This window comes from Nocardioides sp. YJ-D4, assembly GCF_054031495.1.
Genome location: NZ_CM132932.1, coordinates 1,682,596 through 1,708,422, shown reverse-complemented (window position 1 = coordinate 1,708,422; position 25,827 = coordinate 1,682,596). Strand labels below are relative to the sequence as shown.

Sequence of the window (25,827 nt, the reverse complement as noted above, 5' to 3'; positions counted from 1 at the left end):
GAACGTGGCCGAGCGGCGTTGTCGACGCCCGTCTGTCCGGTGGGTAAACGCTTGCCGCAGCCGTATCCGGCGGCGGAACTCTGTGCCATCGTTTGCGTCTGACATGGACGACTTCTTGACGGGTGACTGGTTCGGCGCGGCGGCTCTGGTCGAGCGCGTGCAGGGCTATCTGGACGAGCCCGGCATCGCTGCGGCCGCCTTCGTGCTCGCCTTCGCCGCCGGCGCTGCGCATGCGATCGCGCCGGGCCACGGCAAGACCCTGGCGGCGGCGTACCTGATCGGCGCGGAGGGCCGGGTGCGCGACGCGGCCTGGCTGGGCGGCTCGGTGGCGGTGATGCACACCTTCTCGGTGCTGGTCATCGCGGTGGCGTGGGCGTTCTTCTCGCTCTCGGATCTCGTACGCCTGGAGAACCTCACCGCCGGGCTGCAGATCGTCGCCGGGGTGCTGATCATCGGCACCGGGCTCTGGCTGCTGCGCCGGCACTGGCGTGCTGCCCGCTCGGGGACCGGACACGGGCACTCCCACGGGCACTCCGCCGAGCACGGTCATGGGCACGGACATGGGCATGGCAACGGTCAGCCAGGCGTACGCCGCCCCGGCATCGTCCTGCTCGGCATCTCGGGCGGCCTGACCCCGTCCCCGGGGGCCTTCCTGGTCCTGGTGACCGGCCTGTTCGCCGGCCGCTCGGCGTTCGCGCTGCTGCTGGTGATCACCTTCGGCCTGGGCATGGCGACGATCCTGTTCGGCGTCGGCCTGCTGGCCCTGGCCGGCAACAACCTCGTCGTCCGGGTCGCCGAGTCGAAGACCTACCTCCAGGTCGCGGCGAAGGTCACCCCGATCCTGGCCGCGCTCGGCGTCACGGTCCTCGGCGCCGGCCTCACCGTCGTCGGCGTCGGCTCACTCGGCTGACCGCGATCCACGCAGTCTGAGCGGTCAGAGTGTCGGGGCGATCGAGGGCAGCAGGTCCTGGAACGTACGTCCATTGCCGATCTCGCCCAGCGCGGTCATCGCCCAGCCGCCGTCCTGACGGCTGACCTTGGCCATGATCTCCGCGGTGTGCGGGCCGGTCTGGCTCACGTCGAAGCGGGCGATCTCGGTGTGGGTGTTCTCGTCGACCAGACGGCAGAAGGCGTTCTGGATCTGGGCGAAGCTCTGTCCGGTGAAGGAGTTGATCGTGAACACGATCTGCGCGACCTCTGCGGGCATGCGGTCGAGGTGGACGATGATCGACTCGTCATCGCCCTCGCCGGCACCGGTGCGGTTGTCGCCGGTGTGGACGACGGCGCCGTCCCTGGACTTCAGCTGCCGGAACCAGGCCTGGTCGAGGTGGGCCCCGTTGGCGTCGTAGAGGATCGCCGAGGCGTCCATGTCGACGTCGGCCCCGCGGAACCCGCCGAAGAGGCCCTTCCTGACCGCGTCCCAGCCGAGCGCTATCCGTACGTGCGTCATGCTGCTGCCGTCACCGGTGGTGAGCGAGACCGACTGTCCCTTGGCGAGCGAGACGGACAACTGATCCTCCGATGGCTGGACCGACGAGCGGGCACCGCCACCTTAGTCAATCGTGACGGTCACCGGCTCGGTTCCGGTCGCCTCGACCAGGATCCGGTGGTGCTCGGCCTTACCGATCACCCGGCCGCCTTCGACCGAGATGTCCGGCCCGGACGGGTAGTGGAGGGGGCTGACGAAGATCTCGGTCGGCTCGTCGATCTCGGCGGAGGGCTCGTAGGTGTAGCTGAACGCACCGGTCTCCGGGTCGAAGGAGAGGTCCACCGGCGTCCCGGCCGTGGCCTGCGGATAGGTGCGGACCAGCGTACGCAGCTTCTCGGGCTTCACCGTCGAGAGATCGGCGTCGTCGGTGAACATGCCCTGCGCGCCGTCGGCGGTGGTCGGGTCGTCCCAGTGCTTGTAGGCCCAGTGCATCCAGGAGGTGAAGTGGTCGTCGGCCGAGGCGGTGTCGATGGCCAGCAGCTCGGTGTTGTCGGTCGCGCCGAACTCCGACATCAGGTTGGTCGCGCCCATAGTCTCGGCCTGTTCGAGCGCCTTGAGGTTGTGCGTCTCGTCGTAGTCCTTGCAGCCGCTGACCCCGACCGGGATGCCCTGGGAGTCGAGGTAGCCGTAGGGGCAGTAGCTGTGCCAGGAGTAGCCGACCTGGTCGTCGTCGGCCGGGCCGAAGCTCGAGTTGGGGACCTGGTTGGCGAGCAGCTGCGACTCGTACCAGACGATCCCGTCGGGGTCGGACCGGCGGATCGCCGCCGTCGCCCTCTCGTACGCTGGCTGGAACTCGTCCCGGTAGGAGCTCGCGCACCCGGTGATCGGGCAGGTCAGCCACTCCCGGCCCGCCCACGGCTCGTTGATGAGGTCATAGCCCATCGAGTAGGGCTGGTCGCCCCACCGCTGTGCGACCGCGCCCCAGGCCGCGGCCCAGCCGTCCTGGACGCCGTTCTTGTTGGCCCAGAAGTTGTCGTAGACGGTGGCCAGCTCGGGCGTGATGTACGTCGCCGGGAAGGACAGCTTGATCGGCGGGTGCAGGTTGTAGGGCGCCGGTCGCTTCGCTGCCCAGTCGGGCACGCCCTCGCCGCCGTAGGTCTCGTGCCACATGTCCTGGTGGAAGTCGTACTGCATCCAGATGCCCTCGTCGGCGAGCAGGTCGATCACCCGCTGCCAGTCGTCGAGGTAGCCGTCGTCGACCTGTCCGGGGGCGTCCGGGGTCACGCCTGCCCACAGGGTGCCGATCCGGGCGCCGTTGAACCCGTGCTCGGCGAGCCATTCCGCGTCGGCCGCGGTGAAGCCCTCGGGCGAGTCGGGCGGGACGTACGGATCGTGCTTCCAGACCAGGTTCTGCCCGTGCACCAGCACGATCCGGCCGTGCTGGTCGACCAGCCAGCGCCCCTCGCGGGACAGCCGCGGCGTCTCCGCCGGGTCGGCGGAAGGGTCGGCGGCGGCCGGACCAACGGGGCTCAGCAGGGAGGTTCCGAAGGCGAGCACAGTCGCCGCAGCGACAACGATGGCGAAGCTTCCCGAGCGACGTGACATGTGCGGAACCTAGTGCTCTTCATCACATTCGACAAGAACATGTTCTCATTCTGGACGGCGGGCGGCGCATCGGGGCTGTTCAGAAGAGACCCGCAGTGGACAGGGGCGGCCTCTCTGCGGTTGAGTCAGCTGAGGAGCATTGGGGGAGAATGTCACCTGTGAGAGACGAAGCGAGCGGCTGGTCAGGCACCTGGGTGGCCGAACGTCTGGGCGTGCGTCTGCGGACGACCGACGCGCCGAGCGGGATGATGCTCACCGATCTGGTGGGCCTGGCGGTGCGACGCAACCCACGCCGGGCGCAGCTCCTCGTCTCCTCCGTCCTCGGCAAGCATGTTCCGACCGACCCGCGTCTGGTGACCGACGCCGGGCTGCGTCTGGGCGCCAAGGCGCGCGCCGCGGTCACGGGTGACGCGGTGGTCCTCGGCTACGCCGAGACCGCGACCGCGCTCGGCCATCTCGTCGCCGACGCCCTCGGGGCGCCCTACCTGCACTCCACCCGCCGGGTCGTCGACGGCATCGAGTCCGTCGCGGACTTCTACGAGGAGCACTCGCACGCGACCGCCCACCGGCTGCTCCCCGCCGACCCCGCCTTCCTCGCCCGCGCCGACACCCTGGTGCTGGTCGACGACGAGGTCATCACCGGCAAGACTGTCGTCAGCACCATCCGGGCGCTGCACAAGAAGTTCCCGCACAAGCACTACGTCGTGGCCGCGCTCGTCGACCTGCGCTCGGAGGCCGACCGCGGCCGGATGGAGCGCTCGATCAAGCGGCTGCGCGCGACCTTGGACGTGGTCTCCCTCGCGAGCGGCGAGATCGAGCTGCCCGAGGATCTCGCCGACAACGGCAACCGGCTCATCGACACCGTCGAGAACCTCCGTCAGCTGGCCGGCGTCGAGACGAGCCAGCGCCCGCGTGGCGAGGTCGTCCAGGTCGTCGCGACCTGGCCACGCGCCGTCCAGGAGGGTGGTCGCCACGGCTTCGCGCCCAGCGCCGCCGGCTCCTACGAGTCGGCCGTCACGGTGACCGCCGCGGCCGTCGCCGGCCGTATCCCCGACGGCCCGGTGCACGTCCTGGGCACCGAGGAGCTGATGTACGCACCGCTGCGGATCGCCTCTGCCCTGGCGGACCGGCGCGCGGCCGAGGGCCGCCGCCACGAGATCACCTACTCCACGACCACGCGGTCGCCGGTGCTCGATGTCGACGACCCGGGCTATGCCATCCGCACCGCGATCACCTTCCCCTCCCACGACGCCCCGACCGACGGCGACGGGCCGCGCTACGCCTACAACCTGCGCGAGGGCGCCTTCGAGACGATCGTGCTGGTGGTCGACGAGCCCGCCGACACCCCCGCGCTGCACGAGGAGGGCGGCCTGGTCGACCAGCTCGCCCGGCTCGCGCCGCGGGTCGTGGTCGTGACCATCCCGGCGTACGCCCCGGAGCCGCGCCACGACCAGCCGGCCCGGCAGCTGCCTGCTCCTCTCCACGGGCCGGCCTTCGGCTCCTACGACCGCGACGACGTCGCCTGGCTGCTCAAGGACCTGTCCGAGGACACGGCCGAGGCACCGGCCGAGGAGCACGCGGAGGCTCACCGGGAGCTCTTCGACGAGGCCCTGACCGCATCGGCCCAGCGGGTCGCGTACGCCATCGGCCTGGTCACCGAGCAGGTGCTCGCCAGACGCGGGCAGGACGCCGTGCTGGTCTCTCTGGTGCGTGCCGGCATCCCGATCGGCGTGCTGATGCGGCGCTGGGCTCAGCGCGTGCACGGGCTCGACCTGCCCCACTACGCGATCTCGATGGTCCGCGGTCGCGGTATCGACCAGACCGCGCTCGCCTATCTGGCCGCCCACCACGATCCCGCCCAGGTGATGTTCGTGGACGGGTGGACCGGCACGGGCGCGATCGCGCGCGAGCTGGCCGCGTCGGTCGAGAAGGCCAACTCGACGCTCGACGCCCATCTGGCCTCGCCGTTCTCCCCGGAGCTCGCGGTCCTCGCCGACCCGGGCCGGAGCGTGGCGGTCTACGGCACCCGCGAGGACTACCTGATCCCGTCGGCGTCCCTCGGGTCGACGGTCTCCGGCCTCGTCTCGCGCCCCATCATCGATGACGACCGGGTCGGCCCCAACGACTTCCACGGCGCGGTGTTCCACGCCGAGCTGGCGCCGGCCGACGTGTCCAAGAAGTTCATCGACACCGTCGCGGCCCGCTTCCCGATCGTGCGCACCAAGGTGATGCTCGACCTCGGTGCCCACCTCGGTGGCGACCACACCCCCACCTGGGTGGGCTGGGACGCGGTCGAGGAGGTCGCGGAGAAGTTCGCGGACGGCGACGTCAGCCTCGTCCAGGCCGGCGTCGATGAGACCCTCCGGCTGCTGCTGCACGGCGAGCCGGTGAAGATCCTGGTGGACCCGGCCCATGACGCCGACGTGAGTCAGGTGAAGAAGCTCGCCGAGGCGCGCGACGTGCCGGTGGAGCGCATCTCCGGCCTGCCCTACTCCTGCATCGGTCTCGTACGTCCCTGATGCCGGTGCGCCCGCCACAGGACCTGGTCGTCGTCGGGAGCATCAACGTCGACCTGACGGCGCTCGTCGAGCGGTTGCCCGGTGCCGGAGAGACCGTCGGTGGTGGTCGGCTGCGCCGCGACGTCGGCGGGAAGGGTGCCAACCAGGCGGTCGCGGCGAGTCGGCTGGGAGCGCGGGTGCGGATGGTCGGCTCCGTCGGCTCCGATGCCGACGGTGCCTGGGCGGTCGAGACGATCCGGGCCGCCGGGGTCGACGTCGCCGGCGTGTGCGTCACCGACTCGCCGACCGGGACGGCGCTGATCGCGGTCGACGCGGCGGGGGAGAACCAGATCGTGGTGTGCGCCGGCGCCAACGCGTCGGTCGGCGCCGACGGGATCTCGGTCGGGGCGGACGAGGCGGTGCTGATGCAGCTCGAGCTCTCCTTGGAGGTGGTCCGCGCCGTCGCGGCCCAGGCGTCGGGCTTCGTCGCGCTCAACGCCGCCCCGGCCCAGCCCCTCCCGGCCGACCTCGTCGAGCGGGTGGACCTGTTCATCGTCAACGAGACCGAGTACGCCGCGATGCCCGAGCTGCGCGCGGCCCGGCGGGTCGCGGTGACCTACGGCGCCTCAGGCGCGGCGATGATCGCCGACGGTGTCGAGACCGCTCGCGTGCCCGCCGTGGCGGCGCCGGACGTGGTCAACACCGTCGGCGCCGGCGACGCGTTCTCCGCGGCGCTCACCCTCGCGATCCGGGCCGGCGCACCGGACGAGCAGGCGCTGCGTACGGCCTGCGCGGTCGGCGCCGCCGCGGTCGCGCACCCCAGCGCCCAACCGCCGCTGGCGCGGCTGGAGACGTACGCCTAGGCCAGCTCCTTCCGGAAGAAGTGGGTGGCGTGCGGGTTGTCGTTGTAGCGGTCGATGCGCTCGTAACCGGCCCGCTCGTACATCCCGATCGCCTCGCTGAGGACGTCGCGGGTGTCCAGGCGTACGACCGTGTGGCCCAGCCGCAGCGCCTCGGCCTCGAGGTGGCGCAGCAGGCGTGAGCCGAGGCCCGCACCGCGCCAGGCGGGATCGACCCACATGCGCTTGATCTCGCCGGTGCCGTCGAACTCGCGCACGCCACCGCAGGCGACCGGGGCGCCGTCGCTGGCGGCCACGAAGAACGTGCCGTGGGGCGGTCGCAGGGAGGGGTCGTCGCCGAAACCCTCGTCGCCGACGGTGAACCCGAAGCGGTCGCCGATCTCGGCGAAGTAGTGGCCCACCGCCTCCTGGGCCATCGGGTCGCGCGGGTCCACCTGCTCGATGGTGATCGTGGCGGCGCGCACCAGGAGGTCGGCTGTCGCCAGCGCCTCGTTGAGACGGTCACGCTGCCGCTGGGTGAGCGGATCGAGCAGCAGGTGGGCGCGCTCCTCGGAGCGGCGCTCGAGGTCGTCCCACTGCTTGAGGCCGTCCTCGGTGAGCGCCACCAGCCGGCGCCGGCCGTCGGAGGGGTCGCGGTCCGTCGCGACGTACCCCTTGGTCTCCAGCGTCCGCAGCATCCGGCTGACGTAGCCGGAGTCGAGGCCGCCGAGCCGGGTCCTGAGGTCCTGCACCGTGGGGGCGGAATCGGAGTCGGAGGCGGCGAGCCCGATCTCGTAGAGGATCCGGGCCGTGCCATAGGGGAGACCACTGCCGAGGAAGGAGTCTTCGAGCGCTCCCACCCGACGGACGTAGCTCATGTTGAACTTGCGCATCACCGAGGTGTCCACTGTCATATACCTGACTTTAGTCAGGTAATTCGGGGATTCCAAGGATGGTCCGAAAACTGGTTGTTCGGGCCTCGCTGCGCGGCGAGAGTGGGAGCGCCGAAGCCGAACGGAGAGAGGTACGTATGACATCCGAGCAGCCCGGCCGCGTCACCGAGCACCCAGTGCCCGGCCGTGGCCCGTACGCCGTCGCCACAGGTCCGGATGATGCGCTGTGGTTCACCCTGGAGGGCAGTGGCGAGATCGGCCGCCTCGTTCCGGGGGAGTCTCCTGCCACGTTCTCGCTGGCGGCCGACTGCGGTCCGACGATCATCGCGCCCGGGCCGGACGGCGCGCTCTGGTTCACCGAGACTCGCGCCCACCGGATCGGCCGGATCACCGTCGACGGCGTGGTGAGCGAGTACGCGCTGCGGGAATGCGGGCCGTACGGGCTCGCCGCCGGCCCCGACGGTGCGCTGTGGTTCACGGAGATGACGACCGACTGCATCGGACGCATCACCACCGACGGCGCGGTCACCGAGTTTCCGCTCCCGATCACCGAGGCGTTCCCGTCGGCGATCGTCGCCGGTCCGGACGAGGCGCTGTGGTTCACCATGAACCGGGCCAACGCGATCGGCCGGATCGACCTGCGCGGCGAGGTCACCGTGCACGAGCTGCCGACTCCCGACGCGGCACCGGTCGGCATCACGCTCGGCCCCGATGCTGCGCTGTGGTTCGTCGAGATCGCGGCGGGCCAGATCGGCCGCATCACCGTCGACGGAGAGATCACCGAGCATCCCCTGCCCGACCGTGCCGCGCGTCCGCACGCCATCGTCGCCGGCGCCGACGAGCTCTGGTTCTCCGAGTGGGGTGGCAACCGGGTCGGCTCGATCACCGCGGCCGGCGTGATCGAGTCCGTAGCGCTGCCGACCCCGAACTCCGAGCCTCATGGACTCACCGTCGGGCCCGACGGTGCGCTCTGGGTCGCTCTGGAGCACGGCGCGCTCGCGCGCGTCTCGCTCGGCATCAAGGAGACAAAATGATGAAGGGCGAGGTTCAAACCCGACCAGAGGTTTCCCTCTGGTGGAGGTTTGAACCTCGCCATATGGGGTGAGCGACGGGGCTTGAACCCGCGACCCTCGCGACCACAACGCGATGCTCTACCAGCTGAGCTACGCCCACCATCGGCTCGGACAGCGCATGTTCGAGCCAGCAAGAATCATAGGGGAATCAGGCCGGATCTGTGGAATCGGGGGTGGCCACCGGGTCGCCGAGGCCGGTGATTGAGGCTCCGTGCCGGCCGGCGATCTCCTTCGCCGCCTCGGAGTCCGGGCCGGGCATCGGCACGAAGACCGCCTCGCGGTAGTAGCGAAGCTCCTCGATCGACTCCTGGATGTCGGCCAGGGCGCGGTGGTTGCCGCGCTTGGGAGGCGCCGAGAAGTAGGCCCGCGGGAACCAGCGGCGCGACAGCTCCTTGATCGAGGAGACGTCGACGTTGCGGTAGTGGAGGAAGCCCTCCAGCTCGGGCATGTCGCGGGCCAGGAAGTTGCGGTCGGTGGCCACCGTGTTGCCGCCCAGCGGCGGCCGGGAGTCCTTGCCGCAGTGCTCCCAGACGTACGCCAGGACCTGCTCCTCCGCCTCGCGCATCGGCACACCGTTCTCGAGCTCGACCAGCAGGCCGGACTTGGTGTGCATGTCGCGTACGAAGTCGTCCATCTGCTCCAGCGCCTCGGCCGGGGGCTTGATGATGATGTCGACCCCGTCGCCGAGCACGTTGAGATCGAAGTCGGTGACGAGGGCTGCCACCTCGATGAGCGCATCGTGCTCGAGGGACAGCCCGGTCATCTCGCAGTCGATCCAGACCAGACGTTCGTTCAGTGAAGCCACCGCAGCACCATAACGCTGCTGCTCAACGGCTTCGCGGAGGGTTAGGAGACGATGTGATAACGGTTCCCATGGCGTGGTTTCAGCCTGCGCTCAGGAGAGGCATCTATGTTGGCTCCATGAGCACGGATTCAGCCAGCAGCCCCTCGCGCAAGGAGAAGCGTGAGGCCCGCGCTGCCAAGGCCGCCGCAGAGCTGGAGGCACTGCGCAAGAAGCAGGCCCGCAAGTCGATCCTCACCGTTGCGGCGGTCGTCGCCGCCATCGCGGTGATCATCGGTGGGCTCGTCTGGTTCAGCGTGAACCGCTCGACGGACAGCGAGATCGCTGCGCCCGAGGCCGGCAGCAGCGAGCACGGTCTGGTGATCGGTCCCGACGACGCGCCGCACAAGGTCGTCATCTACGAAGACTTCCTGTGCCCCTACTGTGGTGAGTTCGAGAACGCGTCCCGTGAGGACCTCGCCGAGCTCGCCGCCGACGGCAAGGTCCAGGTCGACTACCGCCCGTTCGTGCTCCTCGACCAGGTCGGCCCCTACTCCGAGCTCGCCACCTCGGCCTTCGCGGTCGTCCAGGAGGAGGCTGGTCCCGAGGTCGCCAAGAAGTTCCACGACCTGCTCTTCGAGAATCAGCCCAGCGAGTCCGGCCCGTTCCCCGAGGCCGCTGACCTCGTCGACCTCGCCGTCGAGGCGGGCGCTGAGGAGTCCGCGGTCAAGGACCGCATCGAGAGCCTCGACGGCAAGGCCTGGGCCGATGCCGCCACCAAGGCTGCCGCCGACGACGGGGTGAGTGGCACTCCGACCATCCTGCTCGACGGCGAGCAGTTCCGGGACGGCAACTCCTTCGACGAGATCGCCGACAACCTGGTCGAGCAGATCTCCTGATCCCGCGGTCGAGTCGGCGGAGCCACCGTGCTCCGCTGGTCGAGCCGCCGGAGCCCCCGCTGGTCGAGCCGCCGGAGCCGCTAGGCGGAGGCGTGTCGAGACCAACACGGTCGCTTCTCGGGGGAGGCTCGCTTAGCGACTGTTCTTCGTTTCAAAGGTTCGCCGCCGACCCTTGATTTGAGTGTTTCTCGATCGTGCGCCGCGTCAAGGACGCCCTTCGGGCGCCGGCTTCGCCGGCCGCTTCGCGGTCCTTGACCCGGCACCCGATCGAGAAAGATTTCGCCTATATCGGGGCGGCGGCGAGAGTGTGGCGCGGAGTTCACGTTCCTTGTTCGCTGACCGCGTAACACTGGCTTGACCTGCTTAAATAGGTCGCTAGATGATGCTCTTGCGCATATAATAAGGCGCATGTACGAGACCATCGACCGCCTCCTCGCTGGGCCGCCTGCGGGGGCGTCCGAGGCTGAGCTGGTCGACTGGATCGCGCGCCTCGAAGCCATCAAGTGCACCGCCGAGGCGGTCCAAGCCGAAGCAGCGGTACGCCTCGATGACGCCGTCCGGGCCCGCCAGGCCGCGGCCGGGGTTCCCGCCCGCAAACTTGGCGAGGGGGTGGCTTCGCAGGTTGCGTTGGCGCGGCGGGTCTCGCCCGAGAAGGGCGCCAAGCTCCTCGGATTGGCGAAGGTTCTGACTGCGGAGATGCCGCACACCTTCGCACTGATGAGGGCCGGCCTGTTCTCGCAATGGCAGGCCGCCATCCTGGCCCGCGAGACCGCCTGCCTCTCGCTCGAGGACCGGCGGGTCATCGACCACCAACTCTGTGCGACCGGGCCGGACGGTGAATCTGCTCGGGCGGTGCCGATGGGGTTGCGGGAGCTCGAGAACGCCGCCAAGAAGCTCGCCATCACCCTCGACCAAGCCTCCGTCGTCGCCCGCGCCGCCAACGCCGCGAAAGACCGCCGCGTCAGCCTGCGGCCGGCACCCGACACGATGACCTGGCTCGGGGCGCTGCTCCCGGTCCAGGACGGCGTCGCGGTCTTCGCGGCACTGGACCAGGCCGCCAAGGCTGCTGCGGCTGCGGGTGATGAGCGCACCCGGGGTCAGGTCCTGGCCGACACCCTGGTCGACCGGATCACCGGCCGCGCAGAAGTTGGTGGCAAGCCGCGGATCGAGGTCAAGATCGTGATGACCGCCGACTCCCTCACCGGCGACGCCGACCAGCCGGCCATGGTCGAGGGCTACGGGCCCGTCCCCGCGGCCTGGGCCCGTGAGACGCTCAACGATGCCGAGGTGTTCGTGCGCCGGTTGTTCACCGACCCCGCCGGTCAGCTGGTCGCGATGGAGTCACGCTCACGCAACGCCCCCGAGGGGCTCGCCGAGTTCATCGCGACTCGCGACGGTGGGATCTGCCGCACCAACGGCTGCGATGCTCCGATCCGCAACATCGACCACGTCGAACGCCACGCGGACGGCGGTGAAACGAGATCCGAGAACCTCCAAGGGCTGTGCGAGAGGTGTAACCAGGCCAAGGAAGCGCTCGGTTGGCAGGCCAGACCAGGGCCAGATGGCAGCATCATCACCATCACGCCCACCGGGCACACCTACATCAGCCCGCCACCAGATTCCTGGGCACCGGACCCACCGCCGCGACTGTCGCCAGCAGAACACAGGCTGCGCGACGTACTCCTCACTCACACGCTTGCGGCCTGATCCGCGTTGCCCGAGGTTCGGCTGGTGTTTCCGAAGGCACTTTAGGGTTCGGCGACGGCTATTGGCGGACCCTAAAAGTGAAGGTGCTCGAGATGGCGTACGCGACGACCGAAGACGGCTATCGGATCTATGTGAAGCCGACGGATCCACGGGCTCTGGGGTTGATCGCGAACAAGGGCCGGATCATCCGGGGCTCGCTCGAGCTGTGGCGGGTGGCGCTCGGGCTGCACGAGTGGCAGACGGTGATCGACATCGGTGTGAACTACGGCGAGATGCTGGTCGGGGTGGAGATCCCGGAGGGCGCGGAGCTGATCGGGTTCGAGCCGAACACCTCGCTGCACAAGGTCCTGCGCAAGACGCTCGAGACCCGTGGGATCGCGATCGACCTGCGCGCGCAGGCCGTCGCCGACAAGCCCGGCGTCGCGCGGTTCGCGGTGGATCGGACCTGGTCGGGGACGTCGTCGCTGTACGACGAGCGCCACGACGGCTCGGCGCGCTGGCAGCTCTGCGACGTCGAGGTCACCACGCTCGACGAGGTGCTCGGCGACAAGCGGCGGCCGTTCTGCGTGAAGGTGGATGTGGAGGGCTTCGAGCGGGAGGTCGTCGACGGCGCGGCGAGGTCGCTGGAGGGCACGGAGCACTGGGCGCTGATGCTCGAGATCGAGCACATGGACCGTGGCTACCTCGCCGAGCTGGCCAGGACGCGCGACGTGTTCGTGAAGGAGAAGGACTCGACCACACTGCGACGGGTGCCGGGCGGACGGGTCGCCGTCGAGGAGCTTCTCGACGACCAGGCGCTGCACCGGCAGGACTGTCTGGTCCTGAGCCCAGCACTGGCCGCTGAACAGCGATAACGTGGCGGCATGACCGAGATCCAGATCGTCGAGCAGTTCCTGGCCGCCCTCGAGACGGGCGACGTCGACGCGGCGCTGCTGCTGTGCGCGGACGACGTCACCTACCAGAACGTGCCCCTCCCACCCGCGCGTGGCCTCTCCGATGTCGGGCGACAGCTGCGGGTCATGGGGAAGTACGCCACCGGCTTCGAGGTCCGGATGATCAACATCGCGGCCAACGGCCCGGTGGTGCTCACCGAGCGCATCGACGTGCTCAGCCGCGGCTCGGTCTCCGCCGAGTTCTGGGTGTGCGGCACCTTCGAGGTGCGCGACGGCAAGATCGTGCTCTGGCGCGACTACTTCGACTGGACCACCTTCATCGCGGCGGGCGTCAAGGGCGTCGGCCGGGCGGCGTTCGGCGCGATCCGGAAGGCCGTCGGCCGCTGAGTCGTTGTGCGCAGTGCACGAGGCACATGGTGCACTATTCGTGTGACGCCAGTCACAGCGAGCCCTACTCTCGGAGACATGCCTCGTGTGTCAGCCGCTCTCCTCGCCCTGCTCCTGACCGCTTCCGCTCTGGTCGCCTCGACCGGCACGGCGCTCGCTGACCCCGAACCACCCGGTGACCAGCCGCTTCCCGGCTACACGATCAGCAACCCGCCGGTCGCGCCGATCGTCGTCGATGGCCAGGAGACGACGGTGCGCCAGGGCGTGCACGAGCACGCCGCGTACATCCTCGAGGTGCCGGCAGACTGGAACGGCGAGCTGGTGATGTGGGCCCACGGCTACCGCGGGCTCAGCTACACGCTGACGCCCGAGACGCCTGGGTTCGGGCTGCGGCGTACGTTCCTCGAGCAGGGGTACGCCTGGGCGGCGTCGAGCTACTCGACCAACGGCTACGACGTGGGCGCCGGGGTGCGCTCGACCCGGGACCTGGCGACGTACGCCTCCGAGCTGCTGCCGCGGAAGGCCGCCCGCACCTATGTGACCGGGGTGTCGATGGGCGGGCACGTGATCGGGCGCTCGCTGGAGCAGTATCCGGGCTTCTACGACGGTGCGATGCCGATGTGCGGGCAGCTGGGGGACGTGGAGCTCTTCGACTTCTTCGTCGACTACAACCTCGGCGCGCAGGCGCTCGCGGGGCACGACGCCTACCCCTATACGAAGGACTACCAGAGCGTCGACGTCCCGGTGATCAAGGAGCGGCTCGGGCTCGGCGGCACGCTGACCCCGGAGGGCGAGCAGCTGCGGGCGATGACCATCGAGCGCAGCGGCGGTCCGCGGCCGGGCGCGGTGGCGGCCTTCGGGCAGTGGAAGGACTTCCTCTTCACGCTGCCGTCGGTGGACGACGGCGGCACGCTGGGCTTCAACATCGGCCGGGTGGCGACCAACCGGGACACCGTCTACACGCCGAGCTCGCCGGTCGACCTCAACACCGAGATCGAGCGGGCGGACCCCACGGATCCGTCCGGGCGCTACAGCCACCGGCTCAACGCCCCGTCGCGGATCTCCGGTCGCCCCACCGCCCCGGTGGTGAGCCTGCACAACCTCGGCGACATGTTCGTGCCGTTCTCCCTGGAGCAGATCTATGCCCGTGAGGTGGCCCGCCACCACCGCGACGGTCTGCTCGTGCAGCGGGCGATCCGCTCGGCCGGGCACTGCGAGTTCAGCCCCGCCGAGGCCTCGGCCGCCTGGGGCGACCTCGTCGACTGGGTCGAGAACGGCGACCGTCCGGCCGGCGACGACGTGCTCGACCGGGCAGCCGTGGCCGCACCGGACTACGGCTGCGCGTTCACCGACCCCACGGCGTACGGAACCGGGTCGCGTCGTCTCTACGCGCGCTGCCCCTGACCGGGGTCAGCGGAGGACGTCGTAGACGAGCTTGATGATGCCGTTGGCGTAGGTCTCCGACTCGACCAGCTCGAGGCGCTGCTTGTCCTTGTCGGTCTCGCTCCACATCGACTTGCCGGCGCCGAGGACGACGGGGAAGACGAGCAGGTGGTAGCGGTCGATCAGGCCGGCGTCGGAGAGGTTGCGGGCGAGCTCGGCGCTGCCGGCGATCAGGATCGGGGCGCCGTCGCCCTGCTTGAGCTTCTCGACCTCGTCGAGCGACCTCAGGATGTTCTGCGGGCCCCAGTTGTCGACCAGGGCGTCGTCGCCGAGGGAGGTCGAGACGACGTACTTGGGGATCTCCTTGACCACCGCGAAGTCCTCGATGTCGGGCCAGATCGGTGCGAAGGCCTCGTAGCTGCGTCGGCCGAACAGCAGCGCGCCGGCCTCCTCCATCTCGCTGCCCTTGATCGCATAGGCCTCGGGCAGGAACTCGATGTCCTTGAAGGTCCAGCCGCCGCTGCGGTGCTGCTCGGACGGGGAGCCGCCGCCGGGGGAGTCGACGACGCCGTCGATGGACACGAACGCTGAGTAGATGAGTGTGCGCATGCTCCTGATCCTGCCGCTCGGGTCCCCATACCGCCACAAGTATTTCGTTGCGCATCTCGGCGCCGGACGTGATGGTGAGGCATGACCTTGTACGAGGACCTCGGCGGCGGGCCCGCGCTGCGCCGGCTGAGCGACGCGTTCTACGAGAGGGTGCTGGCCGATGAGCTCCTCGCGCCGGTGTTCGCGAACTTCACCCCCACCCATGTCGAGCGGGTCGCGATCTGGCTGGGCGAGATCTTCGGTGGCCCGGCCGACTTCACCGCCAGGCTCGGCGGCCATCAGGCCCTGCTGAACGTCCACCTCGGCCTCGGGATCCGCGAGGAGCACCGGCAGCGCTGGCTCGAGCTCATGCAGGCAGCGATCGAGGAGGTCCTGGCCGACCGGCCGGACCTGCACAAGACGCTGATGGCCTACTTCGACTGGGGCACCGCCATCGCCAAGGACGTCTCCCAGGAACCACCGGGGACCGACCTCGGCGACCCCGGGCCGACGCCTCGCTGGGGCCGCGACGGACTGGTCGAGGACTAACCTGGCGGCGTGACTGCTCGACGACGTGCTCAGGAGTTCTGCGAGGCGTACGGCCTCACGATGCCGATCCTTCAGGCGCCGATGGCGGGTGCGTGTCCGCCCGCGGCGGCGGCCGCGGTCGCCGACGCCGGTGGGATGGGCGCGGCGGGGGTGGTGCTCGACTCGCCGGAGCGGATCGCGGAGTGGGCCGCCGAGTTCCGGTCGCTGTCGTCGGGACCGTTCCAGCTGAACATCTGGATCCCCGACCCGGCCGACGACGACCCCGCCAGGATCTCGGCGGCGGAGGAGTTCCTGGCCCGGTTCGGTACGCCGGGCCCCGAGCAGCCGCCCGCGCCGTCGTTCGAGGAGCAGTGCGAGGCGATGCTCGCCGCCCGGCCGAGGGCCGTCTCCTCGATCATGGGCCTCTTCTCGCCGGAGTACGTCGACCGCCTGCACGACGCCGGGATCGCCTGGTTCGCGTGCGCCACGACCCTGGCCGAGGCAGTCGCCGCGCAGGAGGCCGGTGCAGACGCCATCGTGGCGCAGGGTCTCGAGGCGGGCGGGCACCGAGGGGTCTTCGAGCCGGCGACGGCTGAGCGTACGGCCGTGGGGCTGTTCGCTCTGCTGCCGCACATCGTCGACGGGGTCGACGTGCCGGTCATCGCCACCGGCGCGATCGCCGACGGACGTGCGGTCGCCGCCGCGCTGACCCTCGGCGCGAGTGCCGTGCAGGTCGGCACCGCGCTGCTGCGGTCCCCGGAGACCGCGATCGCCGACGCCTGGGCGGCATCGCTCGACGGCCTCGCGCCGGAGGACACGGTCGCCACCCGCGCCTACTCCGGTCGTCTCGGCCGCGCCGCTCCCACGGGCTATGTCCGCTCCTGGGAGGCTCCGGACGCGCCGTCGCCGGCGCCCTACCCGCACCAGCGCAGGCTGGTCGCCAGGTGGCGCAAGGGAACACCCGACCCCGCCGCCGGCGCACCCCTGGACCGGGCCAACCACTGGGCCGGCCAGGCCGCAGCGCGCGCGGTGGCCGAGCCGGCCGCCGACATCGTGACCCGGATGTGGAGCGAGGCACGGAGCCTCCTCCCGGACACGGTCTAGTTCGACGGTGTAGAACGGAAGGCATGAGCGAAACCTGGCCCCAGCGACTGCTCGTGGACGGCTTCGGCCGGATCGCGGAGACCCTTCCTTCGATCGTCGACGGGCTCTCGGTCGACGACCTGTTGTGGCGGCCCTACGACCGCGCCAACTCGATCGCCTGGATCCTGTGGCACATCGCCCGGATGGAGGACGCCCAGATCGCGCCGCTCGCCGGCACCGACGAGGTGTGGGCGCGCGAGGGCTGGGTGGAGCGGTTCGGGCTGCCGTACAAGCCCAGAGCGATGGGATACGGGCAGAGCGCCGAGGAGGTCGCCGCGTTCCGGCTCGAGGACCCGGCCCTGCTGACCGGCTACTACCACGCGGTCCACGAAGCCACGATCGAGCTGGTCGACTCGTTGAGCGAGGACGACCTCGCCCGCGTCATCGACGAGCGCTGGGACCCGCCCGTCACCCTCGCGGTGAGGCTGGTCAGCGTCGTCGACGACGCCGCCCAGCACATCGGCCAGGCGGCGTACGTCAAGGGCTTGCTGGGTCTCCGCTGAGTCAGCGCCGGAGTCAGAGGACGGCGGCGATGGCCTCGTCGATCGAGGCGTCGCCGGAGACCAGCTCCCACTGCTTGCCGACGGTGGCGTCGTCGTCGATCACGGCGGCGATGACCGCGGCCACGTCGGCACGCGGGATGGTGTCGCGGTCGACCTTCTCGGCCAGCTTCACCCGCCCGGCGGCGGGCTCGTCGGTGAGGCCACCGGGACGCAGGATGGTCCAGGCGAGGTCGCTGTCACGCAGGGCGATGTCGGCGTCGCGCTTGGCCTCGACGTAGGCCTTCCACACCTCGCCCGCATCGGCCGGGACCGGCTCGTCGACGCTGATCGCCGAGACCTGAACGAAGCGCCGGATGCCGGCGGCCTTGGCGCCCGCGATCGACTTGGTCGAGCCCTCCAGGTCGACAGTGCGCTTGCGCTCGATGTTGCCGTCGGGGCCGCCGCCGGCGGCGAAGACCACCGCGTCGCAGCCGGCGAAGGCGGCGGCGAACCCGTCGGCGTCCTGGTTCTCGATGTCGAGCAGGCCCACCTCGGCGCCGAGCGCTTCGAGCTCGTCTCGGTAGCTCTCGCTGCGTACGAGCGCGACCGGGGTGTGGCCCGCGGCCGCGAGGATCGGATGGAGCTGCAGGGCGACCTTGCCGTGGCCGCCGACGATGGCGATACGCATGCTCTCACCCTAGGCATACGACGCCACTGACAATTGTCACCGTCGGCTCCGGACAATCAGATCTGACGCCCGGGTGCCTCCGCACGCGAGCCTGGAGACACCACCCACGGTGGGTGGTGGAGACGGAGGAATCGCGATGACAACCGTGACGAACGAGACCGCGCAGCGCACCCGGGTCGGCTGGCCGCGGATCGGCGGGGTAGCGGCCACCGCGGCCGTGGCGGCGACGGTCGTATGGCTGCTGTGGACCCAGGCCGGGGGCGTGGACCTCGAGGTGAAGTCGGGTGGCGGCAGCCAGCAGATCGGGATCGGCTCGGTGATCGTCAGCAGCCTGATCATCGCGCTGGCCGGCGGTGCGCTGCTGCGCTGGTGGGAGGGCCGTTCCGAACGCGGGACGCGGCGATGGACGATGCTCGCCGTCGGGATCGCCGTGCTCTCCCTGATCACGCCGACCAGCGCGCTCACCCTGGCCGCCGGGCTGGGACTCGCGAGCCTGCACGTCGTGGTCGCCGTTGTGGTCATCGCCGGCCTGCGGCGACGGTAAAGTGACGCGCGTGTCCGGCCTGTGGTGTCACATCCATCGCCACGGTGTGGTGCTGGTCTGGCTGCCGGTCCTGCTGCTCTTTCCGCTGCTCAACCTCTCCGGCGAGGTGCTTCCGGCCGTCGGCCAGGTGGTCCTGGTGCTGGCCGTCGCCGCGGCCGCCGTCGCTCTCGTGGTCACCGGCCGGGTCCGGGTCCTGCTGCCCGTCCTCGTCGTCCTGATCGTGCTCGCCGCGATGCAGGGGGAGGGCTGGCAGACGGTCTGGGGCGTGCTGGCCATCGTCTCCCCGGCGGTCCTGCGCGGCTGGCGCCTGCTGGTCGCCATCGTCGCGGCCACGGTCGGCGTCGCGGTCTCGATCGCGGTGATCGAGGGCATCGGCGACGCCTACCTGCTCAGCGTCGGCGGCACCTTCCTCAGCGGCGTCACCACGACCTCCTTCCTCCGCCTCGTCGAGGCCGTCGAGCAGCTCCGCCGCACTCGTGAGGAGCTGGCCCGGGCGGCGGTCGCCGAGGAGCGCGCCCGGATGTCGCGCGACCTCCACGACCTGCTCGGCCACACCCTGAGCGTGATGGTCGTCAAGGCCGAGGCCGTACGCCGCCTGGCTGCCCGTGACCCCGAAGCAGCCGCCGCGCATGCAGCCGACATCGAGGAGGTCGGACGCGCCGCCCTGGCCGACGTCCGGGCCGCCGTCGACCAGATGAAGACCCTCTCCCTGGCCGAGGAGCTCGACGGTGCGCGCCGCGCGCTCGACGCCGCCGGGATCCGTACGTCGATCGCCGCCGCCGAGGCCGAGGTGCCCGACATCGCCGGACAGGCGCTCGCCTGGGTCGTGCGCGAGGGGGCGACCAACGTGATCCGCCACTCCGGGGCGGCCAGCTGCCGCTTCGAGCTCACCGAGGACGGCGGCGAGCTCCGGCTCGCCGTGGTCGACGACGGCGTCGGCGGTCCGGCGGACACCAGCGAGAGATCAGGCGGACTCGAGGGCCTGCGGCAGCGGTTGCGTGCGGTCGGCGGTCGCCTCGACGTACGTCCCGGGGCCGACGGGTTCCGCCTCGAGGCGAGGGTGCCGGCATCGTGATCCGCATCCTGCTCGCCGAGGACCAGGCGATGATGCGCGGCGCGCTCGCCGTGCTGCTCGGCCTCGAGGACGATCTCGAGGTGGTCGCCCAGGTCGGGACCGGCACCGAGATCGTGCCGACGGCGCTCGAGATGCGCCCCGATGTGGCCCTGCTCGACATCGAGCTGCCCGGGATCAGCGGCCTCGAGGCCGCGCGCGAGCTGCGCGCGTCAATCCCGGAGTGCCGGGTGATGATCCTGACGACGTTCTCCCGACCCGGCTACGTACGCCAGGCGATGGCCGCCGGCGCGGTCGGCTTCCTGGTCAAGGACGGGCCGGTCGAGGAGCTGGCCGACGCGATCCGCCGGGTGCTGCGCGGCGAGACGGTCCTCGATCCCGGCCTGGCCGCGGCCACGCTCCGCGCCGCTCCGAACCCGCTGACCGCGCGCGAGCGCGATGTGCTCGTGGCCTCCGAGGACGGGTCGAGCATCGCCGACATCGCCGGACGGCTCTTCCTTTCTCCGAGCACGGTGCGCAACTATCTCTCCGCGGCCATCGGCAAGACCGGCACCCGCAACAAGACCGAGGCGGCCCTCACCGCTCGGCGCAACGGCTGGCTGGCCTGACGCTCAGGCCGGGGCCGGTGACAGCGACCCGAGCGCGTGCACGAGCGGCGCGAGCTCGGGGATCTCGGCGGCCTCGTCCAGTGCCGTACGCAACACCTCGTCGTGCAACGGACGGGCCTTCTTCAGCAGGGCGCGCCCGGCGGGCGTGAGCTCGGTGTAGATCCCGCGGCGGTCGTCGGCGCACAGGATCCGGGTGAGGAGGTCGCGGTTCTCCAGGCGCGTGACCAACCGGGTCGTGGCCGAGGAGGAGAGGGCCGCCGCGCGGGCCAGCTGTTGCATGCGCATGTGCCAGCCGTCCTGACGGCTGAGCGCGTCGAGGACGGTGAACTCGACGACCGACAGCCCGTGCTCACGCTGCAGCGCCTTCTCGAGCGCGGCCTCGATCAGGCCGTGCACGGCGGCCAGCGTGCGCCAGCCCTGCGCGCGGATCTCGACGGCGTCGTCAGCGATTCCCATGGGTCCTCCTTCGTGGACGACTCCAGCATACCCGAGTTGCGCTGATAGTGCGCGCGTGCAACTATAAATACAAAGCGCGTGCAACTAATGCACACGCGGACTATCGACAGACGCAACCCGTCCACGTTCAGGAGTCATCCATGCCCGTCGCACTGCTAGCCCTCGCGATCGGGGGGTTCGGCATCGGCCTCACCGAGTTCGTCATCATGGGCCTGCTGCCCGAGGTCTCCACCGACTTCGGGGTCAGCGAGACCACCGCCGGCTACCTCATCTCCGGCTATGCCCTCAGCGTCGCGATCGGCGCCGTCGGCCTGACCCTCCTGCTCACCCGGGTGCCCCGCAAGGTCGCCCTGCTCGGTCTGATGGTGCTGTTCATCCTCGGCAACCTGATCTCCGCGATCTCGCCCGACTACGCCACGATGATGGTCGGCCGGATCATCGCCGCGCTGTGCCACGGCGCCTTCTTCGGCATCGGTGCCGTCGTCGCCGCCCAGCTGGTCGCCCCGGAGCGCAAGGCCAGCGCGATCGCCTTCATGTTCGGTGGCCTCACGCTCGCCAACGTCCTCGGCGTACCTCTCGGCACCCTGCTCGGCCAGGCCGCCGGCTGGCGCTCGACCTTCTGGGCGATCACCGCCATCGGCATCATCGCCTTCATCGGCATCGCCCTCCTGGTCCCCGCCCACACCGGTCGCAGCGAGGAGAACACCCCGGCCGTACGCACCGAGCTGGCCGCCTTCGCCAGCCCGCAGGTCTGGTTCTCGATCGCCCTGACCGTCCTCGGCTACGGCGGGATGTTCGGCGGGTTCACCTACATCGCCTTCACCCTGACCGAGGTCAGCGGCTTCTCCTCCGGCACGGTGCCGCTGCTGCTCGTCCTCTTCGGTGTCGGCCTCTTCTTCGGCAACATCGTGGGCGGCCGCGCCGCGGACCGCGATCTGGTCAAGACCCTCGGCGTGCTCCTGGCCGCCCTGACCGTCGTCCTCGCCGGCTTCGCCCTCGTCGCGACCAGCCAGGTGCTCACCGTCGTCGCGCTGGTCCTGATGGGCGCGGTGGGCTTCGGCACCGTGCCGGCCCTGCAGATGCGCGTCATGGGGTACGCCGACCGGGCACCCACCCTCGCCTCCGGCGCCAACATCGCCGCCTTCAACGTCGGCAACGCGCTCGGCGCCTGGATCGGCGGTCTCACCCTGGCCGCCGGGCTCGGCTACACCTCGCCGCTGTGGGCGGGCGCCGGTGTCACCGCGCTCGGTCTCCTCGTCCTCCTGGTCGCCGTCCGTGCGCCCGGCGGCGAGCGGCGTACGTCCGTCCCCGTCCCTGCCTGAACCTCACCCCGTCCCAGAGAAGGAAATCTCATGACCATCCCGACCATCACCCTGAACAACGGCATCGCGATGCCGCAGCTCGGCTACGGCGTCTTCCAGGTGCCGGACGACGAGACCGAGGCCGCCGTGACCGCGGCGCTCGAGGCCGGCTACCGCAGCATCGACACCGCGGCGGTCTACGGCAACGAGGCCGGCGTCGGCCGTGCGATCGCGAAGTCGGGCATCGCCCGCGAGGACCTCTTCATCACCACGAAGCTCTGGAACGCCGACCACGAGCGGCCGGTCGAGGCGTACGAGAAGAGCCTCGAGCTCCTCGGCCTCGATCAGGTCGATCTCTACCTGATCCACTGGCCCACTCCCGCGCGTGACCTCTATGTCGGTGCGTGGCAGGGCCTCGAGGAGCTGTACGCCGCGGGGCGAGTCCGCGCGATCGGCGTCTCCAACTTCCTGCCCGAGCACCTCGACCGGATCGTCGCGCTCGGTGGCACGGTGCCGGCCGTCAACCAGATCGAGCTGCACCCGGCGCTGCAGCAGCGCACCACGGTCGCTGCGAACGACGGGCTCGGGATCGCGACCGAGGCCTGGAGCCCGCTCGCCCAGGGCGCGATGCTCGAGAACCCGGCGATCACCGCGATCGCCGACCGCCTCGGTCGTACGCCGGCCCAGGTGATCCTGCGCTGGCACCTCCAGCAGGGCCGGATCGTCATCCCCAAGTCGGTGACCCCGTCGCGGATCGCGCAGAACCTCGACGTGTTCGGGTTCGACCTCACCGCCGCCGACCTGGCCACGATCGACGACCTGGAGAGCGAGGGCCGCACCGGGCCGGACCCGGCGACCTTCAACGCCGCCTGACCATCTGCGTCTGACCATCTGGAGCAGGTGTTATCGATCGGTGATCAGCCCGGGGCAGATGTCCGGACCGGTTGAGGGCATGCTTGGCGTCATGCGATTGACCGAGCATGAGCTCACCGTGGCCCTGACCGGGACGGCCAAGACCGTCCTGGCCTCCGGCCGGAGGTTCCGCAAGGGCGGCGCCGACATCGACAAGGTCTGGGACGAGACCGACCGCTTCCAGCGCTTCAAGCTCCTGGACAGCATCGGCACCCAGATCTTCCCGGTGCTCACCGATCTCCCTGACATCGATGTCCCCGTCGGTGGTCGCCCGACGTTCCCGGAGGAGCAGATCCGCGAATCGGTCGAGCGCAACATCGGTGATGACGTCGGCCGGCTCCGCCGGGCGGTCACGGTCAAAGCACGCGTCGCGCTCGTCCAGGCCGCCCTCTCCAACCTGCCGCCCCGGGCCGAGGGCGACCTGCGCCTGGCCGACTGAGCCCGGGGCGCGCGGGTCGTTCAGGCAGCGTTCCGCTTGCGGCCGAAGGCAAGGGCGGCGAGGGCGAGCGCTCCGACCAACAGGCCGAAGTCGCGCAGCGCGACGTCGTAGAACTCGCCCATCGAGACGAGGTTGACGATGATCCCGGCCAGCCAGGCGGCGACCAGCAGTGCGCCGTAGCGAGGGATGATCGCGACGACGATGCCGGCCACGATCTCGATGATGCCGACTGCGAGCATCGCCTGGTGCGCGCTGCCGGGGACGATGTCGTCGATCCAGGGCGCGAGGTAGCGGTCCCATTCGGTGAGGACTTCGACGAACTTGTCGAGTCCGAAGGCGATCGGGGCGACGACGAAGACCGTGCGCAGCAGGAAGAAGGCCCGGTCGCTGCCGGAGGATTCGGTGATCGACCTGGTGATCGAGGTCTCGGATGTGTGGCTGGTCATGAGTGCTCCCTTTCGGGGGTGGATGAAGGCTCTGTTCGGGACGTTCCCGGGTGCCTTTGCTGCATGTGTGTCATCGACTCGCCCGCGTCTTACCGCCGCCCGAGAAGTTCGGCTCGTCCGGTAAGAACCTCGCTGCGCGCGACACCAATCAGTCATGAAGCTGCAGAAGCGGGACCGTGCCCTGCGCTCGCGCCAGGCTTTCGAGGATGCGGTGGCGTGGCGTCGGCGAAGCCTGCTCGGTGCCGGCTTTCCGGACGACTTGGCCGCGGAGGTGGCCGCGGACGTACGCCTCGACCTGCATGCGCTGCTGCAGCTGGTGGACCGCGGGTGCCCGCCCGAGCTGGCTGTCAGGATCGTGGATCCGTCGCCGGGCGAGGTGGGATCATGAACATCGTGCAGGGTGGCATGGCTGAGATCGGCGTAGCGTCGAACGAGCCCTGGGTGAGCGATCTGAACGACCCCGGGCCTCCGGGGCACGTCGCCCAGCGCAGTCTCCATGACCTGCTGCTGCGGGCGACCCGGCATCAGGTGTGGCGCCTGCGGAGCCAGCTGCCTGGTGCGGGGTCTGCGGACCTGGAAGACCTGGCACAGCAGGCTGCCGACGATGCCCTGGTCGCGGTGCTCGGCAAGCTCGCCACCTTCGAGGGGCGAAGCCGGTTCAGCACCTGGGTCTACAAGTTCGGCGTCCTGCACGCCGGCGTCGCCGTCCGGCGGCAGGCATGGCGGCATCGGGAGGTCGCGCTTCCGGACTCGTTCGACGTCCCGGACGACGGCAGCGCTCCCGAGGGATACGTGCAGGCGGATGATCTCTCGCGGGCCGTCCAGGCCGCGATCGCCACCGTCCTGACACCCCACCAGCGGCGGGTCACACTGGCGCTGCTGATCGATCAGGTGCCGATCGACGTGCTCGCCGAGCGGCTCAACACCAATCGCAACGCCCTGTACAAGACACTCCACGACGCCCGCCAGCGACTACGTACGTCCCTGCTGGCCAGCGGCCATCTCGATGAATCGTCCCTGCGGAGCGCGCCATGACCGACAGGAACCGCCGTCTGCCCGCTGCCGCTCTCGACGGCCTGCTGCTCGACACCAATCCCTACTTGTCCTGCGACGACTGCTTCGACCAGATCGACACCTACGTCGAGCAGCTGCTGGCCGATCCGGGCCACGTGGACCTTCCGATGCAGGTGCATCTGAAGGCCTGCGGCGCCTGCGCCGAAGAGGCTGAGGCGTTGATGGACCTGCTCACGTAGTGACCTGATCGTCTCGCCGCGCCGCTGCGGTCCTGCCGATCGTGTATCGACGAAGATGTAGTCGTCCTCATCTCGAGCTCACAAAGGTTGGCCCATGACCCGCTGGTACCCCCTCGCTCCCGCCGACGACGACTTCCTGGGGACCGCACGCGCGGTCACGACCAAGGTGCTCGACGTCGACGTGCCGGTCGAGACGTTGTGGGAGGCGCTGGCCGCCGACGATGCCGTGGTCTCGTGGGGGCCCGGCGCCACGAAGACGCGGTGGGTCGGTCCGCGACCGTACGGCGTCGGCACGGTGCGCGAGGTCACCATGGGCGGTGTGGCCACGGTGCGGGAGAAGTTCTACCGCTGGGACGAGAACCGGCGGATGACCTTCGCGGTCGTCGAGTCGAACCGCCCCGGCATCCGCCGGTTCGCGGAGGACTACGTCGTCGAGTCGACGCCGACCGGCTCCCGGCTGACCTGGACCGTTGCCGTCGAGGTGGCGAAGGGAGCCGGACCCACGGCGCCGATCGTCCGGGCTCTGCTCTCGCTCGCCGTGGGGTCGCTGATCAACGGCCTGAGGAAGAGGCTCGAGCGCGGCTGAGGGTCAGGTCCAGGGGTTGTCCCAGCGACCATCTGCCCGCGCCGTCTCGACCTCGGCCAGGCCGGCCGGCCGCATGCGGCCCTCGGCGGTGAGCCGCTCGACCTTGGAGATGTTGAGCCGGGACCACTTCGAAGCGGGGCGCCGGCGGGTGTAGCGCTGCAGGTACGTCTCCTCATCGCCTCGGCGGCGTACGGCAGAGATCCAGCCGAAGCAGAGGCCGACGTCGACCAGCTCGTCGGAGGAGAGCGAGGCCGGCTCGACGCCCTTGCGGGTCAGGCGCAGCCACACCGCTCGGGTATTGGGATCAACGGTCTCGAAGTAGGCCTCGACATCGGTCACCGATGGCCGGTCCAGCACCGGCTCGCCGTCGATGGTCTCCACGCGGCCAATCTAG

The 25,827-nt window shown here is 70.2% G+C and carries 31 protein-coding genes and 1 tRNA gene; 22 read left to right on the top strand and 10 right to left on the bottom strand.

Annotated elements, in window-relative coordinates:
• Window positions 1-103 precede the first annotated feature (103 nt).
• Window positions 104-910, top strand: a complete 807-nt coding sequence (locus tag ACW14X_RS08310) for a HoxN/HupN/NixA family nickel/cobalt transporter (RefSeq protein WP_457165283.1) — start codon at window positions 104-106, stop codon at window positions 908-910.
• 24 nt (window positions 911-934) lie between these two features.
• Here the strand turns inward: ACW14X_RS08310 and ACW14X_RS08305 are convergent, their stop codons facing one another.
• On the bottom strand, window positions 935-1,510 hold the full coding sequence (locus tag ACW14X_RS08305) for a TerD family protein (RefSeq protein ID WP_160024991.1): 576 nt from the start codon (window positions 1,508-1,510) through the stop codon (window positions 935-937).
• Between the two features lie 42 nt (window positions 1,511-1,552).
• Window positions 1,553-3,034: a cellulase family glycosylhydrolase gene (locus tag ACW14X_RS08300; protein WP_457165282.1), complete on the bottom strand. Its 1,482-nt coding sequence runs from the start codon at window positions 3,032-3,034 to the stop codon at window positions 1,553-1,555.
• Between the two features lie 158 nt (window positions 3,035-3,192).
• On the opposite strand from ACW14X_RS08300, the gene ACW14X_RS08295 reads away from it, so the two are divergent.
• On the top strand, window positions 3,193-5,553 hold the full coding sequence (locus tag ACW14X_RS08295; protein WP_457165281.1) for a phosphoribosyltransferase domain-containing protein: 2,361 nt from the start codon (window positions 3,193-3,195) through the stop codon (window positions 5,551-5,553).
• Window positions 5,553-6,395 (top strand): ribokinase, encoded by an 843-nt coding sequence (locus ACW14X_RS08290; RefSeq protein ID WP_457165280.1) that lies wholly within the window; start codon window positions 5,553-5,555, stop codon window positions 6,393-6,395. The genes ACW14X_RS08295 and ACW14X_RS08290 overlap by 1 nt, the downstream gene beginning before the upstream one ends.
• Here the strand turns inward: ACW14X_RS08290 and ACW14X_RS08285 are convergent.
• Window positions 6,392-7,285 carry a bifunctional helix-turn-helix transcriptional regulator/GNAT family N-acetyltransferase gene (locus ACW14X_RS08285; protein WP_400459192.1) on the bottom strand — a complete coding sequence of 298 codons (894 nt, stop codon included), beginning with the start codon at window positions 7,283-7,285 and terminating at the stop codon, window positions 6,392-6,394. The genes ACW14X_RS08290 and ACW14X_RS08285 overlap by 4 nt on opposite strands.
• 116 nt (window positions 7,286-7,401) lie before the next feature.
• Here ACW14X_RS08285 and ACW14X_RS08280 point away from each other — a divergent pair, with 116 nt between their 5' ends.
• The gene (locus tag ACW14X_RS08280; RefSeq protein WP_457165279.1) at window positions 7,402-8,298 is read left to right on the top strand and encodes a Vgb family protein; all 897 of its coding nucleotides are present in this window, start codon (window positions 7,402-7,404) and stop codon (window positions 8,296-8,298) included.
• A gap of 63 nt (window positions 8,299-8,361) precedes the next feature.
• Here the strand turns inward: ACW14X_RS08280 and ACW14X_RS08275 are convergent.
• Both ACW14X_RS08275 and orn read right to left on the bottom strand, forming a co-directional pair.
• Window positions 8,362-8,437, bottom strand: a tRNA-His gene (locus ACW14X_RS08275).
• Window positions 8,438-8,485: 48 nt separating this feature from the next.
• Window positions 8,486-9,133 (bottom strand): oligoribonuclease, encoded by a 648-nt coding sequence (orn, locus tag ACW14X_RS08270; protein ID WP_350842792.1) that lies wholly within the window; start codon window positions 9,131-9,133, stop codon window positions 8,486-8,488.
• A 125-nt stretch (window positions 9,134-9,258) separates the two neighbouring features.
• Between orn and ACW14X_RS08265 the strand changes: the two genes are divergently transcribed.
• The 5 genes from ACW14X_RS08265 to ACW14X_RS08245 all read left to right on the top strand — a co-directional run bounded on the left by ACW14X_RS08265 (window position 9,259) and on the right by ACW14X_RS08245 (window position 14,408).
• Window positions 9,259-10,017, top strand: coding sequence for a DsbA family protein (locus ACW14X_RS08265; protein ID WP_457165278.1), 759 nt, complete (start codon window positions 9,259-9,261; stop codon window positions 10,015-10,017).
• A gap of 408 nt (window positions 10,018-10,425) precedes the next feature.
• Complete coding sequence (locus tag ACW14X_RS08260; protein WP_457165277.1) at window positions 10,426-11,724, top strand: DUF222 domain-containing protein; 1,299 nt, start codon at window positions 10,426-10,428, stop codon at window positions 11,722-11,724.
• Between the two features lie 92 nt (window positions 11,725-11,816).
• Complete coding sequence (locus tag ACW14X_RS08255; RefSeq protein WP_457165276.1) at window positions 11,817-12,578, top strand: FkbM family methyltransferase; 762 nt, start codon at window positions 11,817-11,819, stop codon at window positions 12,576-12,578.
• Window positions 12,579-12,587: 9 nt separating this feature from the next.
• Window positions 12,588-13,004 carry a limonene-1,2-epoxide hydrolase family protein gene (locus tag ACW14X_RS08250; RefSeq protein WP_160024982.1) on the top strand — a complete coding sequence of 139 codons (417 nt, stop codon included), beginning with the start codon at window positions 12,588-12,590 and terminating at the stop codon, window positions 13,002-13,004.
• A gap of 78 nt (window positions 13,005-13,082) precedes the next feature.
• Window positions 13,083-14,408, top strand: a complete 1,326-nt coding sequence (locus tag ACW14X_RS08245; protein ID WP_457165275.1) for a hypothetical protein — start codon at window positions 13,083-13,085, stop codon at window positions 14,406-14,408.
• A 6-nt stretch (window positions 14,409-14,414) separates the two neighbouring features.
• Here the strand turns inward: ACW14X_RS08245 and ACW14X_RS08240 are convergent, their stop codons facing one another.
• Window positions 14,415-14,996: a dihydrofolate reductase family protein gene (locus tag ACW14X_RS08240; RefSeq protein WP_350842780.1), complete on the bottom strand. Its 582-nt coding sequence runs from the start codon at window positions 14,994-14,996 to the stop codon at window positions 14,415-14,417.
• Between the two features lie 81 nt (window positions 14,997-15,077).
• Here ACW14X_RS08240 and ACW14X_RS08235 point away from each other — a divergent pair, with 81 nt between their 5' ends.
• Genes ACW14X_RS08235 through ACW14X_RS08225 form a run of 3 tightly spaced genes read left to right on the top strand, consistent with a single transcriptional unit; the run spans window position 15,078 to window position 17,149 of the window.
• Window positions 15,078-15,524 carry a group II truncated hemoglobin gene (locus ACW14X_RS08235; protein WP_350842782.1) on the top strand — a complete coding sequence of 149 codons (447 nt, stop codon included), beginning with the start codon at window positions 15,078-15,080 and terminating at the stop codon, window positions 15,522-15,524.
• A gap of 9 nt (window positions 15,525-15,533) precedes the next feature.
• Window positions 15,534-16,607 (top strand): NAD(P)H-dependent flavin oxidoreductase, encoded by a 1,074-nt coding sequence (locus ACW14X_RS08230; protein WP_457165274.1) that lies wholly within the window; start codon window positions 15,534-15,536, stop codon window positions 16,605-16,607.
• Between the two features lie 23 nt (window positions 16,608-16,630).
• Entirely contained in the window at window positions 16,631-17,149 is a 519-nt protein-coding gene (locus ACW14X_RS08225) for a mycothiol transferase (RefSeq protein ID WP_457165273.1), read from the top strand.
• Window positions 17,150-17,162: 13 nt separating this feature from the next.
• On the opposite strand, the gene ACW14X_RS08220 is transcribed toward ACW14X_RS08225, so the two are convergent.
• Window positions 17,163-17,816, bottom strand: a complete 654-nt coding sequence (locus tag ACW14X_RS08220; RefSeq protein ID WP_457165272.1) for an NAD(P)H-binding protein — start codon at window positions 17,814-17,816, stop codon at window positions 17,163-17,165.
• Between the two features lie 136 nt (window positions 17,817-17,952).
• On the opposite strand from ACW14X_RS08220, the gene ACW14X_RS08215 reads away from it, so the two are divergent.
• The 3 genes from ACW14X_RS08215 to ACW14X_RS08205 are packed head-to-tail and all read left to right on the top strand — an operon-like array spanning window position 17,953 to window position 20,040.
• Window positions 17,953-18,360, top strand: coding sequence for a DUF6069 family protein (locus tag ACW14X_RS08215; protein WP_457165271.1), 408 nt, complete (start codon window positions 17,953-17,955; stop codon window positions 18,358-18,360).
• Window positions 18,361-18,370: 10 nt separating this feature from the next.
• The gene (locus ACW14X_RS08210) at window positions 18,371-19,435 is read left to right on the top strand and encodes a sensor histidine kinase (protein WP_457165270.1); all 1,065 of its coding nucleotides are present in this window, start codon (window positions 18,371-18,373) and stop codon (window positions 19,433-19,435) included.
• Window positions 19,432-20,040: a response regulator gene (locus tag ACW14X_RS08205; protein WP_457165269.1), complete on the top strand. Its 609-nt coding sequence runs from the start codon at window positions 19,432-19,434 to the stop codon at window positions 20,038-20,040. The genes ACW14X_RS08210 and ACW14X_RS08205 overlap by 4 nt, the downstream gene beginning before the upstream one ends.
• 3 nt (window positions 20,041-20,043) lie before the next feature.
• Here ACW14X_RS08205 and ACW14X_RS08200 read toward each other — a convergent pair whose 3' ends face one another.
• Window positions 20,044-20,496: a MarR family winged helix-turn-helix transcriptional regulator gene (locus ACW14X_RS08200; protein ID WP_160024973.1), complete on the bottom strand. Its 453-nt coding sequence runs from the start codon at window positions 20,494-20,496 to the stop codon at window positions 20,044-20,046.
• Between the two features lie 140 nt (window positions 20,497-20,636).
• Here ACW14X_RS08200 and ACW14X_RS08195 point away from each other — a divergent pair, with 140 nt between their 5' ends.
• The 3 genes from ACW14X_RS08195 (at window position 20,637) to ACW14X_RS08185 (ending at window position 23,148) form a co-directional block, all read left to right on the top strand.
• Window positions 20,637-21,818, top strand: a complete 1,182-nt coding sequence (locus tag ACW14X_RS08195; RefSeq protein WP_457165268.1) for an MFS transporter — start codon at window positions 20,637-20,639, stop codon at window positions 21,816-21,818.
• 30 nt (window positions 21,819-21,848) lie between these two features.
• Window positions 21,849-22,670 carry an aldo/keto reductase gene (locus ACW14X_RS08190; protein ID WP_457165267.1) on the top strand — a complete coding sequence of 274 codons (822 nt, stop codon included), beginning with the start codon at window positions 21,849-21,851 and terminating at the stop codon, window positions 22,668-22,670.
• Between the two features lie 91 nt (window positions 22,671-22,761).
• The gene (locus ACW14X_RS08185; protein ID WP_160024970.1) at window positions 22,762-23,148 is read left to right on the top strand and encodes a hypothetical protein; all 387 of its coding nucleotides are present in this window, start codon (window positions 22,762-22,764) and stop codon (window positions 23,146-23,148) included.
• 20 nt (window positions 23,149-23,168) lie between these two features.
• Here ACW14X_RS08185 and ACW14X_RS08180 read toward each other — a convergent pair whose 3' ends face one another.
• Entirely contained in the window at window positions 23,169-23,594 is a 426-nt protein-coding gene (locus ACW14X_RS08180; RefSeq protein ID WP_160024969.1) for a hypothetical protein, read from the bottom strand.
• A 154-nt stretch (window positions 23,595-23,748) separates the two neighbouring features.
• Between ACW14X_RS08180 and ACW14X_RS08175 the strand changes: the two genes are divergently transcribed.
• The 4 genes from ACW14X_RS08175 (at window position 23,749) to ACW14X_RS08160 (ending at window position 25,433) form a co-directional block, all read left to right on the top strand.
• Window positions 23,749-23,982 (top strand): hypothetical protein, encoded by a 234-nt coding sequence (locus ACW14X_RS08175; protein WP_350844747.1) that lies wholly within the window; start codon window positions 23,749-23,751, stop codon window positions 23,980-23,982.
• Window positions 23,979-24,629, top strand: coding sequence for an RNA polymerase sigma factor (locus ACW14X_RS08170; RefSeq protein ID WP_457165266.1), 651 nt, complete (start codon window positions 23,979-23,981; stop codon window positions 24,627-24,629). Before ACW14X_RS08175 ends, ACW14X_RS08170 begins: the two co-directional genes overlap by 4 nt.
• Entirely contained in the window at window positions 24,626-24,847 is a 222-nt protein-coding gene (locus ACW14X_RS08165; protein ID WP_457165265.1) for a hypothetical protein, read from the top strand. The genes ACW14X_RS08170 and ACW14X_RS08165 overlap by 4 nt, the downstream gene beginning before the upstream one ends.
• Window positions 24,848-24,941: 94 nt before the next feature.
• Window positions 24,942-25,433 carry an SRPBCC family protein gene (locus ACW14X_RS08160; RefSeq protein ID WP_457165264.1) on the top strand — a complete coding sequence of 164 codons (492 nt, stop codon included), beginning with the start codon at window positions 24,942-24,944 and terminating at the stop codon, window positions 25,431-25,433.
• 3 nt (window positions 25,434-25,436) lie between these two features.
• Here the strand turns inward: ACW14X_RS08160 and ACW14X_RS08155 are convergent, their stop codons facing one another.
• Window positions 25,437-25,814 carry a YdeI/OmpD-associated family protein gene (locus tag ACW14X_RS08155; protein WP_457165263.1) on the bottom strand — a complete coding sequence of 126 codons (378 nt, stop codon included), beginning with the start codon at window positions 25,812-25,814 and terminating at the stop codon, window positions 25,437-25,439.
• Between the last annotated feature and the right edge of the window lie 13 nt (window positions 25,815-25,827).

Excerpts from the sequence above, each read along its gene's own strand:
- ACW14X_RS08310 (WP_457165283.1), top strand. The coding sequence starts at position 104 with ATGGACGACTTCTTGACGGGTGACTGGTTCGGCGCGGCGGCTCTGGTC.
- ACW14X_RS08300 (WP_457165282.1), bottom strand. The coding sequence starts at position 3,034 with ATGTCACGTCGCTCGGGAAGCTTCGCCATCGTTGTCGCTGCGGCGACT.
- ACW14X_RS08290 (WP_457165280.1), top strand. The coding sequence starts at position 5,553 with ATGCCGGTGCGCCCGCCACAGGACCTGGTCGTCGTCGGGAGCATCAAC.
- ACW14X_RS08285 (WP_400459192.1), bottom strand. The coding sequence starts at position 7,285 with ATGACAGTGGACACCTCGGTGATGCGCAAGTTCAACATGAGCTACGTC.
- ACW14X_RS08280 (WP_457165279.1), top strand. The coding sequence starts at position 7,402 with ATGACATCCGAGCAGCCCGGCCGCGTCACCGAGCACCCAGTGCCCGGC.
- ACW14X_RS08265 (WP_457165278.1), top strand. The coding sequence starts at position 9,259 with ATGAGCACGGATTCAGCCAGCAGCCCCTCGCGCAAGGAGAAGCGTGAG.
- ACW14X_RS08260 (WP_457165277.1), top strand. The coding sequence starts at position 10,426 with ATGTACGAGACCATCGACCGCCTCCTCGCTGGGCCGCCTGCGGGGGCG.
- ACW14X_RS08255 (WP_457165276.1), top strand. The coding sequence starts at position 11,817 with ATGGCGTACGCGACGACCGAAGACGGCTATCGGATCTATGTGAAGCCG.
- ACW14X_RS08250 (WP_160024982.1), top strand. The coding sequence starts at position 12,588 with ATGACCGAGATCCAGATCGTCGAGCAGTTCCTGGCCGCCCTCGAGACG.
- ACW14X_RS08245 (WP_457165275.1), top strand. The coding sequence starts at position 13,083 with ATGCCTCGTGTGTCAGCCGCTCTCCTCGCCCTGCTCCTGACCGCTTCC.
- ACW14X_RS08240 (WP_350842780.1), bottom strand. The coding sequence starts at position 14,996 with ATGCGCACACTCATCTACTCAGCGTTCGTGTCCATCGACGGCGTCGTC.
- ACW14X_RS08235 (WP_350842782.1), top strand. The coding sequence starts at position 15,078 with ATGACCTTGTACGAGGACCTCGGCGGCGGGCCCGCGCTGCGCCGGCTG.
- ACW14X_RS08225 (WP_457165273.1), top strand. The coding sequence starts at position 16,631 with ATGAGCGAAACCTGGCCCCAGCGACTGCTCGTGGACGGCTTCGGCCGG.
- ACW14X_RS08220 (WP_457165272.1), bottom strand. The coding sequence starts at position 17,816 with ATGCGTATCGCCATCGTCGGCGGCCACGGCAAGGTCGCCCTGCAGCTC.
- ACW14X_RS08215 (WP_457165271.1), top strand. The coding sequence starts at position 17,953 with ATGACAACCGTGACGAACGAGACCGCGCAGCGCACCCGGGTCGGCTGG.
- ACW14X_RS08200 (WP_160024973.1), bottom strand. The coding sequence starts at position 20,496 with ATGGGAATCGCTGACGACGCCGTCGAGATCCGCGCGCAGGGCTGGCGC.
- ACW14X_RS08195 (WP_457165268.1), top strand. The coding sequence starts at position 20,637 with ATGCCCGTCGCACTGCTAGCCCTCGCGATCGGGGGGTTCGGCATCGGC.
- ACW14X_RS08190 (WP_457165267.1), top strand. The coding sequence starts at position 21,849 with ATGACCATCCCGACCATCACCCTGAACAACGGCATCGCGATGCCGCAG.
- ACW14X_RS08185 (WP_160024970.1), top strand. The coding sequence starts at position 22,762 with ATGCGATTGACCGAGCATGAGCTCACCGTGGCCCTGACCGGGACGGCC.
- ACW14X_RS08180 (WP_160024969.1), bottom strand. The coding sequence starts at position 23,594 with ATGACCAGCCACACATCCGAGACCTCGATCACCAGGTCGATCACCGAA.
- ACW14X_RS08175 (WP_350844747.1), top strand. The coding sequence starts at position 23,749 with ATGAAGCTGCAGAAGCGGGACCGTGCCCTGCGCTCGCGCCAGGCTTTC.
- ACW14X_RS08170 (WP_457165266.1), top strand. The coding sequence starts at position 23,979 with ATGAACATCGTGCAGGGTGGCATGGCTGAGATCGGCGTAGCGTCGAAC.
- ACW14X_RS08165 (WP_457165265.1), top strand. The coding sequence starts at position 24,626 with ATGACCGACAGGAACCGCCGTCTGCCCGCTGCCGCTCTCGACGGCCTG.
- ACW14X_RS08160 (WP_457165264.1), top strand. The coding sequence starts at position 24,942 with ATGACCCGCTGGTACCCCCTCGCTCCCGCCGACGACGACTTCCTGGGG.